Source organism: Janthinobacterium sp. 61 (assembly GCF_002846335.1).
GTDB lineage: Bacteria > Pseudomonadota > Gammaproteobacteria > Burkholderiales > Burkholderiaceae_D > Janthinobacterium.
In genome coordinates this window covers 3,841,512-3,856,213 of record NZ_PJMQ01000001.1, presented here as the reverse complement: position 1 = coordinate 3,856,213, position 14,702 = coordinate 3,841,512, and the positions used below count along the sequence as shown (strand labels likewise).

The 14,702-nt window shown below is 61.2% G+C and carries 15 protein-coding genes; 8 read left to right on the top strand and 7 right to left on the bottom strand.

Translation table 11 applies throughout. The annotated features are described in order from the left end of the window. The first annotated feature begins 77 nt into the window (after positions 1-77). Positions 78-926, top strand: a complete 849-nt coding sequence (locus CLU92_RS17570; RefSeq protein ID WP_101482945.1) for an IclR family transcriptional regulator — start codon at positions 78-80, stop codon at positions 924-926. Here the strand turns inward: CLU92_RS17570 and CLU92_RS17565 are convergent. From CLU92_RS17565 to CLU92_RS17545, 5 genes are all read right to left on the bottom strand, one after another. Beyond that, positions 923-2,149: a 6-phosphofructokinase gene (locus CLU92_RS17565; protein ID WP_101482944.1), complete on the bottom strand. Its 1,227-nt coding sequence runs from the start codon at positions 2,147-2,149 to the stop codon at positions 923-925. The two genes, CLU92_RS17570 and CLU92_RS17565, sit on opposite strands and share 4 nt — an antisense overlap. Before the next feature lie 117 nt (positions 2,150-2,266). Beyond that, complete coding sequence (locus CLU92_RS17560; protein ID WP_101482943.1) at positions 2,267-4,315, bottom strand: sodium:solute symporter family protein; 2,049 nt, start codon at positions 4,313-4,315, stop codon at positions 2,267-2,269. Further along, positions 4,312-4,626 carry a DUF4212 domain-containing protein gene (locus CLU92_RS17555; protein ID WP_101482942.1) on the bottom strand — a complete coding sequence of 105 codons (315 nt, stop codon included), beginning with the start codon at positions 4,624-4,626 and terminating at the stop codon, positions 4,312-4,314. The genes CLU92_RS17560 and CLU92_RS17555 overlap by 4 nt, the downstream gene beginning before the upstream one ends. Then, positions 4,619-6,157: a sensor histidine kinase gene (locus tag CLU92_RS17550; RefSeq protein ID WP_243857925.1), complete on the bottom strand. Its 1,539-nt coding sequence runs from the start codon at positions 6,155-6,157 to the stop codon at positions 4,619-4,621. Before CLU92_RS17550 ends, CLU92_RS17555 begins: the two co-directional genes overlap by 8 nt. Beyond that, entirely contained in the window at positions 6,154-6,888 is a 735-nt protein-coding gene (locus tag CLU92_RS17545) for a response regulator transcription factor (protein ID WP_099761989.1), read from the bottom strand. Before CLU92_RS17545 ends, CLU92_RS17550 begins: the two co-directional genes overlap by 4 nt. A gap of 261 nt (positions 6,889-7,149) precedes the next feature. On the opposite strand from CLU92_RS17545, the gene recA reads away from it, so the two are divergent. The 6 genes from recA to CLU92_RS17515 all read left to right on the top strand — a co-directional run bounded on the left by recA (position 7,150) and on the right by CLU92_RS17515 (position 12,821). After that, positions 7,150-8,253: a recombinase RecA gene (gene recA, locus CLU92_RS17540; RefSeq protein WP_101482941.1), complete on the top strand. Its 1,104-nt coding sequence runs from the start codon at positions 7,150-7,152 to the stop codon at positions 8,251-8,253. Between the two features lie 203 nt (positions 8,254-8,456). Continuing rightward, positions 8,457-8,912 carry a recombination regulator RecX gene (recX, locus tag CLU92_RS17535; protein ID WP_101482940.1) on the top strand — a complete coding sequence of 152 codons (456 nt, stop codon included), beginning with the start codon at positions 8,457-8,459 and terminating at the stop codon, positions 8,910-8,912. Between the two features lie 527 nt (positions 8,913-9,439). Further along, positions 9,440-10,000 carry a DUF2889 domain-containing protein gene (locus CLU92_RS17530; protein ID WP_101484746.1) on the top strand — a complete coding sequence of 187 codons (561 nt, stop codon included), beginning with the start codon at positions 9,440-9,442 and terminating at the stop codon, positions 9,998-10,000. A gap of 76 nt (positions 10,001-10,076) precedes the next feature. Continuing rightward, entirely contained in the window at positions 10,077-11,246 is a 1,170-nt protein-coding gene (gene sucC / locus CLU92_RS17525; protein ID WP_101482939.1) for an ADP-forming succinate--CoA ligase subunit beta, read from the top strand. A gap of 13 nt (positions 11,247-11,259) precedes the next feature. Further along, the gene (gene sucD / locus CLU92_RS17520; protein WP_034746085.1) at positions 11,260-12,141 is read left to right on the top strand and encodes a succinate--CoA ligase subunit alpha; all 882 of its coding nucleotides are present in this window, start codon (positions 11,260-11,262) and stop codon (positions 12,139-12,141) included. 215 nt (positions 12,142-12,356) lie between these two features. Further along, positions 12,357-12,821, top strand: coding sequence for a pilin (locus CLU92_RS17515; RefSeq protein ID WP_101482938.1), 465 nt, complete (start codon positions 12,357-12,359; stop codon positions 12,819-12,821). A 21-nt stretch (positions 12,822-12,842) separates the two neighbouring features. On the opposite strand, the gene CLU92_RS17510 is transcribed toward CLU92_RS17515, so the two are convergent. After that, complete coding sequence (locus CLU92_RS17510) at positions 12,843-13,565, bottom strand: flagellar brake protein (RefSeq protein ID WP_101482937.1); 723 nt, start codon at positions 13,563-13,565, stop codon at positions 12,843-12,845. 163 nt (positions 13,566-13,728) lie between these two features. On the opposite strand from CLU92_RS17510, the gene CLU92_RS17505 reads away from it, so the two are divergent. Beyond that, entirely contained in the window at positions 13,729-14,109 is a 381-nt protein-coding gene (locus CLU92_RS17505) for a DUF6713 family protein (protein ID WP_101482936.1), read from the top strand. On the opposite strand, the gene moaC is transcribed toward CLU92_RS17505, so the two are convergent. Next, positions 14,110-14,616, bottom strand: a complete 507-nt coding sequence (moaC, locus tag CLU92_RS17500) for a cyclic pyranopterin monophosphate synthase MoaC (RefSeq protein WP_101482935.1) — start codon at positions 14,614-14,616, stop codon at positions 14,110-14,112. Positions 14,617-14,702: the final 86 nt, after the last annotated feature.

Below are 14,702 nucleotides of genomic sequence, written 5' to 3'. Positions count from 1 at the left end.
GTATGGTTCCATTTATAAAAGACGTGCAGCACCGGGACAAGCGGAAACAGCCGCATACGCGAGAGGTGAAACAGAACATGCATGATGCGTTTCAAAAACGGCAGGCCGAGGCCGAAGAAGACAGCTCGGCGGGCGGCGCAGCGGCTGCCAGCTCGGTAGCCAGCCATGGCGACGAGGCGCGGGGCTTGCGCGTGCTGCGCCTGATCGAGCACCTGGCCAGCGCCAGCCAGCCCTTGACCCTGTCGCAGCTGGCCGCGCGCATGCAGGTGCCCAAGGCCAGCATGATGCGCCTGCTCGATACCCTGGAGCAACATGGCTATGTGCTGCGCACGCCCGTGGGACGCGGCTACGTGCCTGGTGCCGCTTCAACCAACCTGGCGCTGGCGACCTTGCGCAACAATGCCCTGATCCGCGTGAGCCGCAGCATCCTGGGCAGCCTGGTGGCAGCCACGGGCGAGACGTGCAATCTCGCCATTCCCGAAAACAATGCCATCGTGTATGTGGACCGGGTGGAAACCCAGGAACCGCTGCGCCTGCATCTGGTGCTGGGCACGCGTGCGCCCATGCATTGCACGGCCAGCGGCAAGCTGTTCTTGGCGCACATGAATTTGCTGGAGCGGCGTGCATTGCTGGCCATGCTGACACTGGAAGCGCGCACGCCGAAAAGCATCACGGACCCCGTGCTGATTGAGCGCGAGATTGTGCGCATCGCCCGTCTGGGCATCGGCATCGACGACGAGGAATTCGTGCACGGCATGGTGGCCGTTGCCGTGCCCATCTGCGCGGCCGACGGGCGTATCGTGGCGGCCGTCGCCTGCCACGCGCCCGTGGCGCGCAAGTCCGTGGAACAGCTGATGCAGCACGTGCCGCAGCTCAAGGAGGCGGCCGTCAAGCTGCGGCCGCTATTACTGGCGGAGTCCAGCTAGGGTTTCAGCACCTTTGCCACCTTCGCCGCCCGCAGGCGGAAGGCATCGGGCATGCCTGAGCCCAGCAGCGGGCGCAGATACAGGCGGAAGGCATCCGTCACGTCCGTGCCGCTGGCGCTGATGAATTCATCTTCCATGGTGCGTGTCTTGCCCGCCACGTCCGTCAGGGGCAGCAGTTCGTAGTCGACGGAATAAAAGCCCGTGCGCTTGATGGCAACCGAGCCGTCGCGGTCGCCCCACATGGCGAACTGCACCGCCTTTTCTCCCACTTCTCGGGCTTCGCGTTGATCTACATCAGAGACGCAACCGATGAAGGAGCGCTGCAGATAGCCGAAGGTATCGCCGCGCACGCGCTTGATGCCCAGCTTGGCCTTGATTTCGTCGCACAGCAGGTCGGCCAGCGCGCCCGTGCCCGACAATTGCACATTGCCATGCGCATCGCGTTCCACCTCATTGCCCACCTGTTTGGCCAGCAGGCTGGCGATGGGCTCGCCCGAGGCATCGTGGATGCCTTCCGAGACGGCGATCACGCAGCGGCCGTATTTTTCATACGTGGCTTTCACGTCGGCAAGGAATTGCTCCAGCACGAAGATTCTTTCGGGCAGGTAGATCAGATGCGGGCCATCATCTGGGAACTTCTTGCCCAGTGCCGAGGCGGCCGTCAAGAAGCCCGCGTGGCGGCCCATCACCACGCCCACGTAGACGCCGGGCAAGGCGGCGTTATCGAGGTTGGCGCCGGCGAACGCTTGGGCGACGAAACGCGCGGCGGAGGGAAAGCCTGGCGTGTGGTCGCTGCCTACCAGGTCGTTGTCGATGGTTTTCGGGATGTGGATACAGCGCAGCGGATAGCCGGCCTTGTGCGCTTCCTCGCTGACGATGCGCACTGTGTCGGACGAGTCGTTGCCGCCGATGTAAAAGAAATGTTCGATCTCGTGTGCGCGCAGCACTTCGAAGATTTGGTGGCAGTAGGCGATGTCGGGCTTGTCGCGCGTGGAGCCGAGCGCCGACGAGGGCGTGGCTGCCACCAGTTCCAGGTTGTGGCTGGTTTCCTGCGTCAGATCAACGAATTCTTCATTGACGATGCCGCGCACCCCGTGCAGCGCGCCATACACGCGCGTGACATGTTGAAAACGCCGCGATTCGAGCACCACGCCCACCAGCGACTGGTTGATGACGGCGGTGGGGCCGCCTCCCTGGGCAACAAGAATTTTTCCAGACGACATGGGATTTCCTCGTAAATGGAACGGCCCTCCAGCCTACTCCTTTTTTGTGGCCGCGCTGTCTTTTCCGATAGTTCTGTCGTGAAATTTCACCACGTCATCCCAGGCTAGTATGCGCTGTTACTCCGGCGCCCGGATATGCTCGACCAGCCCCATGCTGCGCCGACCCGGCGCCGGTGTCAGCCAGCTGACCAGGATGGCGGCGGCCAGGCCGGCAGGCACGCCGAAGATGCCGGCGGAAATGGGCGCGATATGCATCCATTGACCGCTGGCATTGCCACCCAGCATGGTGCTGGTGTGCAGCATGTAATACAGGCACACGCCAAAGCCGGCCAGCATGCCGGCCAGCGCCCCCTGGTAATTGGCGCGTTGCCAGAAGACACCCAGCACCAGCGGTGGGAACAGGGTCGAGGCGGCCAGGGAAAAGGCCACGCCCACCAGCGAGAGGATGTCGGCCGGCTTTTGCGAGGCCGCATAGGCGGCGATGAAGGCCACGGCCAGCAGCAGCAATTTTGAAATCGTCACGCGCTTTTGCGTCGAGGCGCTGGGATCGACCACCTTGTAATAGATGTCGTGCGACAGGGCATTCGAAATGGCCAGCAGCAGGCCGTCCGCCGTCGACAGGGCGGCGGCCAGGCCGCCGGCCGCCACCAGGCCGGAAATCACGTAGGGCAGGCCGGCGATCTCGGGGGTGGCCAGCACCAGCACGTCGGCGTCGATGGATATTTCCGCCAGTTGCACGATGCCGTCGCGGTTGACGTCGACGATGCTGATCAGGGGACTGAGCTTGTCCACATTGGCCCAGTACGACACCCATGTGGGCAGGTTCGTGTATTGCGTGCCTACCAGTGCCGAGTAAATATCGTACTTGACCAGTACGGCCAGTGCGGGAATTGTGAGATAGATCAGCAAGATGAAAAACAGGGCCCAGAAGACGGAGACACGTGTTTCGTGCACGGAGGGCGTGGTATAGGATCGCATCAGGATGTGCGGCAGGGCGGCCGTGCCCAGCATCATGCAAAACACGAGGGCCAGGAAATTGTTGCGCTTGATGTCGGACTGCTCGCGGTCGGCGGCGGGAAACGGCTGCGCGTGTGGAATGATCGGTTCGGCGCGTTTCTGGTTCTGCGTCTGCGCCGCCTGCCACAGCACGCGTGCCTCGTCCGGGCTCTTCGGATAGGCAATCAGGTAGCGCTCTGCGTTGCGGATATCGAACAGCGAGGTATTGCGCTGGCGCAAACTATCGAGCTGGCGCTGGGCCGCCAGCCGGCCTTGCTCCCAGGAACCGGGCAAGCCGGCGATACGCTCCTGGTAGCTTTGCGCGCGCTGGCGGAAGATGGCGCGCACTTCGTTTTCTTTCGGGTCCGTTTCCAGCACGTGTTCGCGCGCGCTCAGTTGCGGCAACACCTTGCCGTAGGCGATCTGCGGCACAGGGTTGTCCGCATGCTTGACCGACAGCCACATGGCGGGAATCAGAAAGGCGACCAGGATGATGATGTACTGCGCCACCTGCGTCCAGGTAATGGCGCGCATGCCGCCAAGAAAAGAGCAGACCAGGATGCTGGCCAGGCCCAGGAAGATGCCGACGGAAAAATCCACGCCCGTAAAGCGCGAGGCGATCAGGCCGACGGCGTAGATTTGCGCCACCACATACGTAAACGAGACGATGATGGTGGCGGCCACGGCCACCACGCGCACGCTGGCCCCCCGTTTGTCGGCGCCGCTGCCGTAGCGGGCGGCGAGGAAGTCGGGAATCGTGTATTGGCTGAACTTGCGCAGGTAGGGGGCGATCAATAGCGCCACCAGGCAATAGCCGCCCGTCCAGCCCATGATGAAGGCCAGGCCGTCGAAGCCGTTCAGGTACAGGCCGCCGGCCAGACTGATGAAGCTGGCGGCCGAAATCCAGTCGGCGGCCGTGGCCATGCCGTTGAACATGGCCGGCACCCTGCGCCCTGCCACATAGTATTCGGTGACGTTCGAGGTGCGGCTGATGACGCCGATGGTGGCGTACAGGGTGATGGTGACGAGCATGAACAGGTAGCCGATCCAGGCGCGCGGCATGCCTTCCTGTTCCAGTACCGACAGGGCCAGCAGGAAGGCGGCGAAACCGGCGGTAAACAGCAGGTAGTAGCGGCACAGCCGCGCAAAGAAGCTGCGCTGGCCGCTCATGTTTGCTCCGTTGCATGAAAATCCCGGTCCAGGCGCCGCATGCGCCAGGCATAGAAGGCGATGATGGCCAGGTACACCAGCGAAGCGCCCTGGGCCGCCATATAGAAGGGCAGCGGCCAGCCGAACAGGTTCAGATGCAACAGTTCGCGCGCATAAAACACGGTCAGAAAGCCCGTCAGCAGCCAGATCAGCAGCAGGATGGCCGTCAGGCGCCGCGTCTTGTGCCAGTGCACAGCGAGGCGCGCCTGCAGCTCGGGGCTGGGCGTGCGCGCCGGCCGCAGCGGCGCCGCAGGAAGGCTGGGCTTATCCATACGTGATCTCATCCTCTTCGGGCGCGTCCGGCAACAGCAGGGCAATGCTCAGGCGTAACAAGGTGCCCGGCAGCTTCGGCGACTGCGCGCGCGGATTGTTAAAAATATCGACTTCGGCGCCATGCTGTTGAGCAATTTCGCGCACGATGGCCAGGCCCAGGCCGCTACCGTCGACGTTGCTGCCGAGAATGCGGTAAAAGCGTTCGAACACGTGGGCCCGCTCGGCCTGGGGGATGCCGGGACCCGTATCTTCCACCTCCAGGATGGCCAGTTCCAGGGTGCTGCGCACGCGCACCGTGACGCTGCCGCCGGACGGCGTGTAGCGCAGGGCATTGTCGATCAGATTACTCAGCAGTTCACGCAGCATCATGGCATTGCCGGAAATCATGATCGAATACGCAGGCTGTTCGAAACCCAGGTCGATATGCTGGGCAAACGAGGCTTGCACCCAGTCCTGCACCACGCCGCGCGCCAGTTCGCTCAGCTCGATCGGTTCGAACGCCGTGCCCGCCTGCGGCTGGTTTTCCGCGCGCGCCAGTGCCAGCAGCTGGTTCACCAGACGCGTGGCCGCTTCCGAGCTTTTCGCCAGTTGCAGCAGCGAGCGGTGAATTTCATCGTGGTCCGTCTGGCGCAGGGCCAGCTCGGATTGCATGCGCATGCCGGCCAGCGGCGTTTTCATCTGGTGCGCGGCATCGGCGATGAAGCGTTTCTGCATGTCGATCGACAGAGATAGCCGCGCCAGCATCTCGTTGAGCGAACCGACCAGCGGCGTGATTTCCTCGGGCACCTGGCCCGATTCGATGGGGGAGAGATCGTCGGGCGGCCGGGCGCGTATGCGTTCCTGCAATTGCGCCAGCGGCGACAGGCCGCGCGCCAGGGCAAACCAGACCAGGGCCAGGATCACGGGCAGGATGATGAACTGCGGCAAGATCACGCCCTTGATGATTTCATTGGCCAGCTGGGCCCGCTTTTCCAGCGTCTCGGCCACTTGCACCAGCATGCGGCGCGGTTCGTCGTCGGTGCTGTACGGCATGTCGAGATAGCTGAACGCCACGCGCACGGGCGTGCCATGGATGGTGTCGTTGCGAAACAGCACCATGCCGCTGCGGTATTTATCGGGGTCCTGCGGCGGCGGCAAGTCGCGGTCGCCGTCGAGGTATTCGCCGTGCCCGCCCACCACCAGGTAATACAGGGTGTCGACATCGTCGCCGCGCAGGAAGTCGCGGCCCTTGCTGTTGCCGTTCTTGTCCGGCACGCGGCGCAGCATCGCGCCGTCGGCTTGCTTGACCTGCTGCGTCAGCACCGTCACGCTGTCTTCCAGCGCGTGGTCGAACGGTTGATTGGCGATGCCCTTGGCCACCAGATAGGTGATGGCGATGCTCATCGGCCACAGCAGCAGCAAGGGCGCCAGCATCCAGTCGAGAATTTCGCCGAACAGCGAATGCTCGATGGTGTCATCCTGCTCCGTGGTGGGCGGCTCGAACCAGTCGTCGTCGTCCGCCTCGTCCGCTGGCGCCTCGCGCGGCTTCACTTGCTGGCGGGGCCGCTGGCCGGGCCTGCCGCCTCGCTCGCTTCGGCGTTCAGGCGCGCCGCTTCCGAGTATTTTTCCAGGCAATAGCCGAGACCGCGCACGGTGGCGATGCGCACGCCGCCCACCTCGATCTTCTTGCGCAGGCGGTGCACATACACTTCGATGGCGTTGTTCGATACCTCTTCGCCCCATTCGCACAGGTGGTCGACCAGTTGCTCTTTCGAGACGAGGCGGCCGGTGCGACCCAGCAGGATTTCCAGCAAGCCCAGTTCGCGCGCCGACAGGTCGAGCATCTGGTCGTTGATGTAGGCGCTGCGCCCCACCTGGTCGTAGCTGAGCGGGCCGTGCTTGATGACGGTGGCGCCGCCGCCAGCGCCGCGGCGCGTCAGGGCGCGCACTCTTGCCTCCAGTTCCGACAGCGCGAACGGCTTGGCCATATAATCATCGGCACCCAGGTCGAGGCCATTGACGCGTTGTTCGATGGAATCGGCGGCCGTCAGGATCAGCACCGGCAGCAGCGAGGCGCGCGCGCGCAGCCGGCGCAGCACTTCCAGGCCAGACATCTTCGGCAGGCCCAGGTCGAGGATCAGCAGGTCGAATTCCTGGGTGGACAGGGCCGTATCGGCCTCCTGGCCGGTCTTGACGTAGTCGATCGCATAACCGGACTGGCGCAGCGAGCGGGTCAGGCCATCGGCCAGCACGCTGTCATCTTCGGCAAGTAAAATACGCATGGTGAACTTCCTATGCTTGCAACATCAGGACATCTGAAGTCTGTATTGTGTTTCATTTTCCGCAAGGTGGATAGTTTTTGTGAAAAACAGGGTTGTATTGATCTGTTTCAAAACAAATCTACGTTCCGCTTGCATTGATCACTGTTTTTTTATACAGTACTGTCTGTATAAAGAATTTAACCCACTGGCGCTATCGCAGGCTGCACGGTTCACGTAGATGCGTCACGTGAATCTGCAACTGTAGAACGGCTGAAAGAACATATGGACGATAAAAAAGCTGTAGTACCCGCATCGGAAAAAGCCAAGGCGCTCGCCGCCGCACTGGCGCAGATCGAGAAGCAGTTTGGCAAAGGTTCGGTCATGCGCATGGATGCCAGCGCGGTGATCGAAGAAGTGCAAGTCGTGTCGACAGGTTCGCTCGGCCTCGATATCGCGCTGGGCGTGGGCGGCTTGCCGCGCGGCCGCGTGGTGGAAATCTACGGTCCGGAATCGTCAGGTAAAACCACGCTGACCCTGCAAACCATTGCTGAAATGCAAAAACTGGGTGGCACTTGCGCCTTTATCGATGCCGAGCACGCGCTCGACGTCGGTTACGCGCAAAAGCTGGGCGTGAATTTGCATGAATTGCTGATCTCGCAACCGGACACGGGCGAGCAGGCTCTGGAAATCTGCGACGCCCTCGTGCGTTCGGGCAGCGTCGACCTGGTCGTCATCGACTCCGTGGCAGCACTGACGCCACGCGCCGAGATCGAAGGCGACATGGGCGATTCCCTGCCAGGCTTGCAAGCGCGCTTGATGTCGCAAGCCCTGCGTAAATTGACCGGTTCCATCAACCGCACGAATACCCTGGTCATCTTCATCAACCAGATCCGCATGAAGATCGGCGTGATGTTCGGCAGTCCGGAAACGACCACTGGCGGCAATGCCCTGAAATTCTACGCCTCCGTGCGCCTCGATATCCGCCGCACCGGCTCGATCAAGTCGGGCGACGAAGTGATCGGCAACGAAACCAAGGTCAAGGTCGTCAAGAACAAGATCGCGCCACCGTTCAAGGAAGCGCACTTCGACATCCTGTACGGCGCCGGCACCTCGCGCGAAGGCGAAATCCTGGACCTGGGCTCGGATGCCAAGATCGTGGAAAAATCCGGTTCGTGGTACAGCTACAACGGCGAACGCATCGGCCAGGGCAAGGACAACGCCCGTGCCTTCCTGCAAGAGCGTCCGGCGCTGGCCCGCGAAATCGAAAACAAGGTCCGCGCTTCGCTGGGCGTGCGCGAACTGCCACCGCTGGCTGCTGAAAAGCCGGAAAAAGCGGATAAAGCCGCCGACAAGGCTGCCAAGGCTGCGGAAGCCAAGGCAGAGTAGGTCGGATTAGCGCGGCAAAGCCGCGCGTAATCCGACAACACCACAGACGTCAACAATGTTGTCGGATTACGGCCCAAGGGGCCTAATCCGACCTACGCATGGCTTGCCGCAAGGTAGGGCCCTGATCGCCGTCCCGCGCTGTTGCGCCGGGCGGCGATTGTGTTTGGGTGCTGTGATCGTGGAATGAAAGACAAGGTGGGTGTATGGCTGCAGTACAACTAAGCCTGAAGGGCAGGGCGCTACGCTTTTTGTCGATGCGTGAACACAGCCGCATGGAATTGCGGCGCAAGCTGCAGCGGCATGCGCAGGAAGGCGACGATGTGGAAGCCTTGCTCGACAGCCTGGAACAGGCCAACTGGCTCTCGCAGGAGCGTTTTTCCGAATCGCTGATCCACCGCCGCTCGGCCCGTTTCGGCAATAGCCGCATCATGGCGGAATTGCAAAGCCATGGCATTGCCGGCGAGGCGCTGCAGGAACTCAAGGCGGGCCTGGCCGAAGGCGAGACCGCCCGCGCCTGCGAAGTATGGCGTCGCAAATTCGGTGAAGTGGCGCAGGATGCCGAACAGCGCAACAAGCAGGTACGCTTCCTGATGCAGCGCGGCTTTTCGCAGCGCGCCGTGCAGGTGGCCTTGAAGGGGCTGGAGCCCGAGGACGACTAGGCGGCGACTGGCGCGGTTCTGTCTGCTTCCACGCGCGCCTGTGTGTTGCCGGCATACCCGCCCAGGCCGCGCTGTGTTCCTTCTACAACAAGTCCGCACGATGTCCCGTTTGCTCGGGCAGGCGGGCCTTGCTGTTTGCCATTATTTTCTTTGCAAGGATCTTTCTTCGGTCATCGTCCTGTCAGACCGGCGGCAGATTGTTGCGCTGCACGTGGCGAGCGTTGCCAGCGCTGTGCGATATCGGTGCGGTGGTGGCAACTGGATGCGGTTCACGCTCCCAGGCGCGCATATCAATCATCACTGAATGTGATAACTACGTAAATTTTCATGTGTTCTCCTTATGCTTTGAAATGTTTTTATCGAAGCAATGAAAAATTATGTTGCGGCGCAACCAGCGCCCAATGTGCTACACTTTTAGGGTTTTTGCGGCGCCGCAGGTGCGGTTGCTGTTCGTAGAAGCTGCGAACGGCGTGCTTTATGCACATGGCTGCTTACTAAATTATGGCCGCGCAAGCGGCATCGGTCTTATGCCCCTGTCAACTCCTGTATCCCGGCGCGCCCTACGGCACTCCCGCGTTATCGACGTCCAAGCGTATGTGCGCGACGACGGCCTGTGGGATATTGACGCCCGAATTACCGATATCAAAAGCTATGACGCGATGCTGGCCTCCGGCCCCCGCCCCGCTGGCACTCCCCTGCATGACCTCCACTTGCGCATTACCGTCGATCACGAACTGACCATCGTCGAGGCCGAAGCTGCCTCCGATGCCGTGCCCTATCCCGGTTTTTGCGATACCATCGGCCCCGCTTACACGGCGCTGATCGGTTTGAATTTATTGAAGAATTTCCGCCGCGACTTGAAACAGCGCCTGGCGGGAATCGCCGGCTGTACCCATTTGACCGAACTGGCGCAAGTCTTGCCGACTGCGACGGTTCAGGCATTTGCCGGCGATGTCTGGTCGACCCGCGACGGTGAGAATGCTGATTTGCCGCATGAAAAGCCGTTTCAACTCGACAAATGCCACGCCCTGCGCACCGATGGCGGGGCGGTTGCACAGTATTACCCGCGCTGGGTAGCCAAAGCGTGACCCCGGCGCTGTTTTTCCTGTTTTTTTTGCACCACTAACCGTATTTTTACAAATCAGTATCAGAAGGGAAGCCAGCATGAAAATCCATGAGTATCAAGCCAAAGAAATCCTCCGGCAGTATGGAGTGACGGTACCACGCGGTATTCCGTGCATGTCCGTCGACGAAGCCGTCAAGGCTGCGGAAACCCTGGGCGGTCCGGTATGGGTCGTTAAGGCGCAGATCCACGCAGGTGGTCGCGGCAAGGGCGGCGGCGTGAAAGTGGCAAAATCGATCGAACAGGTCAAGCAATACGCTGACCAGATCATGGGCATGCAGCTGATCACGCACCAGACCAGCGCCGAAGGCCAAAAAGTCAACCGCCTGCTGGTGGAAGAAGGCGCCGACATCAAACAAGAACTGTACGTTTCGCTGGTCACCGACCGCGTCACCCAGAAAATCGTTCTGATGGCTTCGTCCGAAGGCGGCATGGACATCGAAGAAGTGGCCGAGAGCCACCCTGAGAAGATCCATCACGTCACCATCGATCCAGGCGTAGGCCTGACCGATGCCCAGGCAGACGACATCGCGACCAAAATCGGCGTGCCTGCCGGTTCCATCGCCGACGCCCGCGTCAACCTGCAAGGCTTGTACAAAGCATACTGGGAAACCGACTGCTCGCTGGCCGAAATCAATCCGCTGATCGTCACCGGCAGCGGCAAGGTCATCGCCCTGGACGCCAAGTTCAACTTTGACCCGAACGCCCTGTTCCGTCATCCGGAAATCGTCGCCCTGCGCGATCTGGACGAAGAAGATCCAGCTGAAATCGAAGCGTCGAAATTCGACCTGGCTTACATTTCGCTCGACGGCAACATCGGTTGCCTGGTGAACGGCGCCGGCCTGGCCATGGCCACCATGGACACCATCAAGCTGTTCGGCGGCGAGCCAGCCAACTTCCTGGACGTCGGCGGCGGCGCCACGGCAGAAAAAGTGACCGAAGCGTTCAAGATCATGCTGAAAAACCCAGGCCTGAAAGCCATCCTGGTGAACATTTTCGGCGGCATCATGCGTTGCGACGTGATCGCTGAAGGCGTCATCGCCGCGGTGAAAGCCGTCTCGCTGAACGTACCGCTGGTCGTGCGCATGAAGGGCACCAACGAAGACCTGGGCAAAAAGATGCTGGCCGATTCCGGTCTGCCTATCATCGCAGCCGACACCATGGAAGATGCAGCAAAGAGCGTCGTTGCCGCCGCTGCTGGTCAAGCTTAATTAAGGAATCAACATGTCCATTCTGATCAATAAAGATACCAAAGTCGTAACCCAAGGGATCACCGGCAAGACCGGCCAGTTCCACACCCGCGGTTGCCGCGACTACGCGAACGGCAAAGCTGCCTTCGTGGCAGGCGTGAACCCGAAGAAAGCCGGCGAAGACTTCGAAGGCATTCCAATTTTCGCTAACGTCACCGAAGCGAAAAAAGAAACCGGCGCCAACGTGTCCGTGATCTACGTGCCGCCAGCAGGCGCGGCAGCGGCGATCTGGGAAGCTGTTGAAGCTGAAATGGATCTGGCCATTTGCATCACCGAAGGCATTCCTGTGCGTGACATGATGGCCCTGAAAGACCGCATGGCTAAAGCCAACAGCAAAACCTTGCTGCTGGGCCCTAACTGCCCAGGCTTGATCACGCCAGATGAAATCAAGATCGGCATCATGCCAGGCCACATCCATAAAAAAGGCCGCATCGGCGTGGTATCGCGTTCGGGTACCCTGACCTATGAAGCAGTGGGTCAGCTGACCGCACTGGGCCTGGGCCAATCGTCGGCAGTCGGCATCGGCGGCGACCCTATCAACGGTCTGAAGCACATCGACATCATGAAGATGTTCAATGATGATCCAGATACCGACGCGGTCATCATGATCGGCGAAATCGGCGGTCCGGACGAAGCCAACGCTGCGTATTGGATCAAAGACAACATGAAAAAACCGGTCGTTGGCTTCATCGCTGGCGTGACCGCTCCTCCAGGCAAGCGCATGGGCCACGCTGGCGCGCTGATCTCGGGCGGTGCCGATACGGCACAAGCCAAGCTGGAAATCATGGAAGCTTGCGGCATCACCGTGACCAAAAACCCGTCGGAAATGGCGCGTCTGCTGAAAGCCATGCTGTAATTCCAGCCTGGTTCACGCAGTACAAAAAAGGAGCTTCGGCTCCTTTTTTTTTGTCCGCAAGACAGGCCGCTTCCCGGCCTGGGCCGACGGCGCTGGTCCGAACCTGCCCAAAAGTGTCGCTTTTCTTTCCACGTGTACCGCCGCTGCCCGGGCGCGCTGCTGGCATGGCGCTTGCACCGTGCACGGCACGAGCATGTGGACAATGGGAGGAGACGATGCGCGCGCAGAGCGGATTTACCCTGATAGAGCTGATGATCGTGGTGGCTATCGCCGGCATCCTGGCGGCCGTGGCCATTCCCCAGTACGGCGACTATACGATGCGGGCCAAGGTCAGCAACGTGCTGGCGGCCGCTGCGCCCCTGAAGACAGCCGTGGCCCTGTGCGTGCAGGAAAACGGCGGCTTGGCGACCGCTTGCAGCACTCCCACCGAAGCCGTGCCCAGCGCCATCCCCGTGTTTAGCCCGACGCGCGAAGTGTCCGGCGCCAAGGTCGACAAGGGCAATATCGCGCTGACCCTGGCGGGCGATCTGGGCAGCGGCATGGGCGGCCAGACGGTGACCATGGAGTTGCAGCTCGGTAGCAGCAGCCTGAGCTGGTTCAACAGCACCAGCGTGACGAATGCGGCGGCCAGGGAAGCCATCACCCGGAACAATATTCCCAAGGTGGTGGCGACCCAGTGAGCGTCGCCTGCCGCGCCAGTGTCAGACGATTTTTTGCCGGTCCGCGATCAGCGCTTCATAAGTCAGGTTTTGCAGCAGGGTGTAGTGTGTGGGTTCCAGGTCGATGAATTGCACGCCATACGTATAGATTTCGGCGACGTCGGTCGCATGGCCATTCGATGGCTTGCCCACGCTGACGTTCTGGATGCGCGCGCGCGTGTTGACGCGCATCTGATGCTTGTTCGGCTGCACCAGCAGGGTAAAGCTGAGCGCTACACCCTCGTCGTCTGGCGTGAGCATGCTGGGCGCCTCGATCAGTGCCCCTGAGACGCTGAGGTTGACGATGAAGACGGGCACGGGCGCCACGTCGCGGTAACTCAGCTGCGCCGGAATGTCCACTTTCACGCGCATGGCCGTGCGCAGGCTGGTGCCCTGGATGGCGTCGGGAAAGCTCAGGTGCACATAATTGAGGGGGCGACCGAAGATGCGCAGCACGCTGCAGGCAAACGAACACACGGTGACCCCGGAAAACACGCGGATGGTCAGCTTGTCGCCCTCGTTGAGCACGATGGCGGCGCCGTTTTCCATGGGAATCTTGACGATCAGGTACTCGTCTTTCACGTAGCCGATCAGTGTCGAGAAATGCTGGATGGGCTTGATGGTGCGGTGCGTGATGAACTGGATGCGTCCCCCCACCTGCAGATTCATCGCCTCGAATTCGAAGTCCTGGAGCTTGCTTTCCGCGGTGGGCTTGTTGCTTGTCATGCGATACTCATCTTGATATTGTCGGTTCGCAGTATGCATGATTTCTTGATGAAAAAGCACTTATATCAATGAAATTCAACTTGGCATTGAAAAATGCCACGCACGCATGCCGGGGCGTGATTCTGCCTTTACAATTACGTCAATATTGATGAATGTGAATCTTATGGCACGCAGCTATTTCTGGACGATGTTGTTGTTGATCCTGCATCAGGTCGATGCTGCCTACTGGCGCGAATGGGAAATGTTCCATGTGCCGGGCGGCATCCAGGGTTTCCTGGTATTTAATCTGGCAGCGATTGCCCTGGTGGTGGCCGGTTACCGGCATGTGCTGCTGAGCACCACACGGGCGGGTCTGTATGCGGGCGTGTGCGCCGCGCTGGGCGTGGGCACGTGTCTGATCCATGCCGGCTTCGCGCTGGCGGGGCTGGAGCAATTCCACCTGCCCCTGTCCGTGGCCATCATCGTGCTGTGCCTGGCCAGTGCCGTCTGGCTGCTGTGCGACTTGCGCCGCGTCCAGGGCCAGCTGGCGCGCCAGGCGGCATAATTACACCTCGGCGTGCCAATCGCCCGACTTGCCGCCATGCTTTTCCAGCACGCGCACGTTGGTCATGACCATGCCCCGGTCGACGGCCTTGCACATATCATAAATTGTCAGCAAGCCGATTTGCACGGCAGTGAGCGCTTCCATTTCCACGCCCGTCTTGCCGGTGGTATCGACTTGGGCGCGGCAGTGCACGCTGTTGGCCGCTACCTCCACTTCGAAGTCGACGGTGACGCGTGTCAATGCCAGCGGGTGGCACAGGGGAATCAGGTCGCTGGTGCGCTTGGCGCCCATGATGGCGGCGATACGGGCGATGCCCAGCACGTCGCCTTTCTTGGCGTTGCCGGAAATAATCAATGCCAGGGTGGCGGGCTGCATGCGGATGGTGCCGGCGGCCACTGCGCTGCGGCGCGTGTCTTCCTTGGCACCCACGTCCACCATATGGGCCTGGCCCGTGGCGTCGAAATGGGTCAATTCCCCGGTGGGGGCTTGCTTGTCTGCTGTTGTCATGGCGTCAAAATAGGTGAGGAGTGGAGATGCGGCACGCCGGGCCACGACGTCATGCCACTGGCGTGGCGCATGCTTGTCGCGTGGGA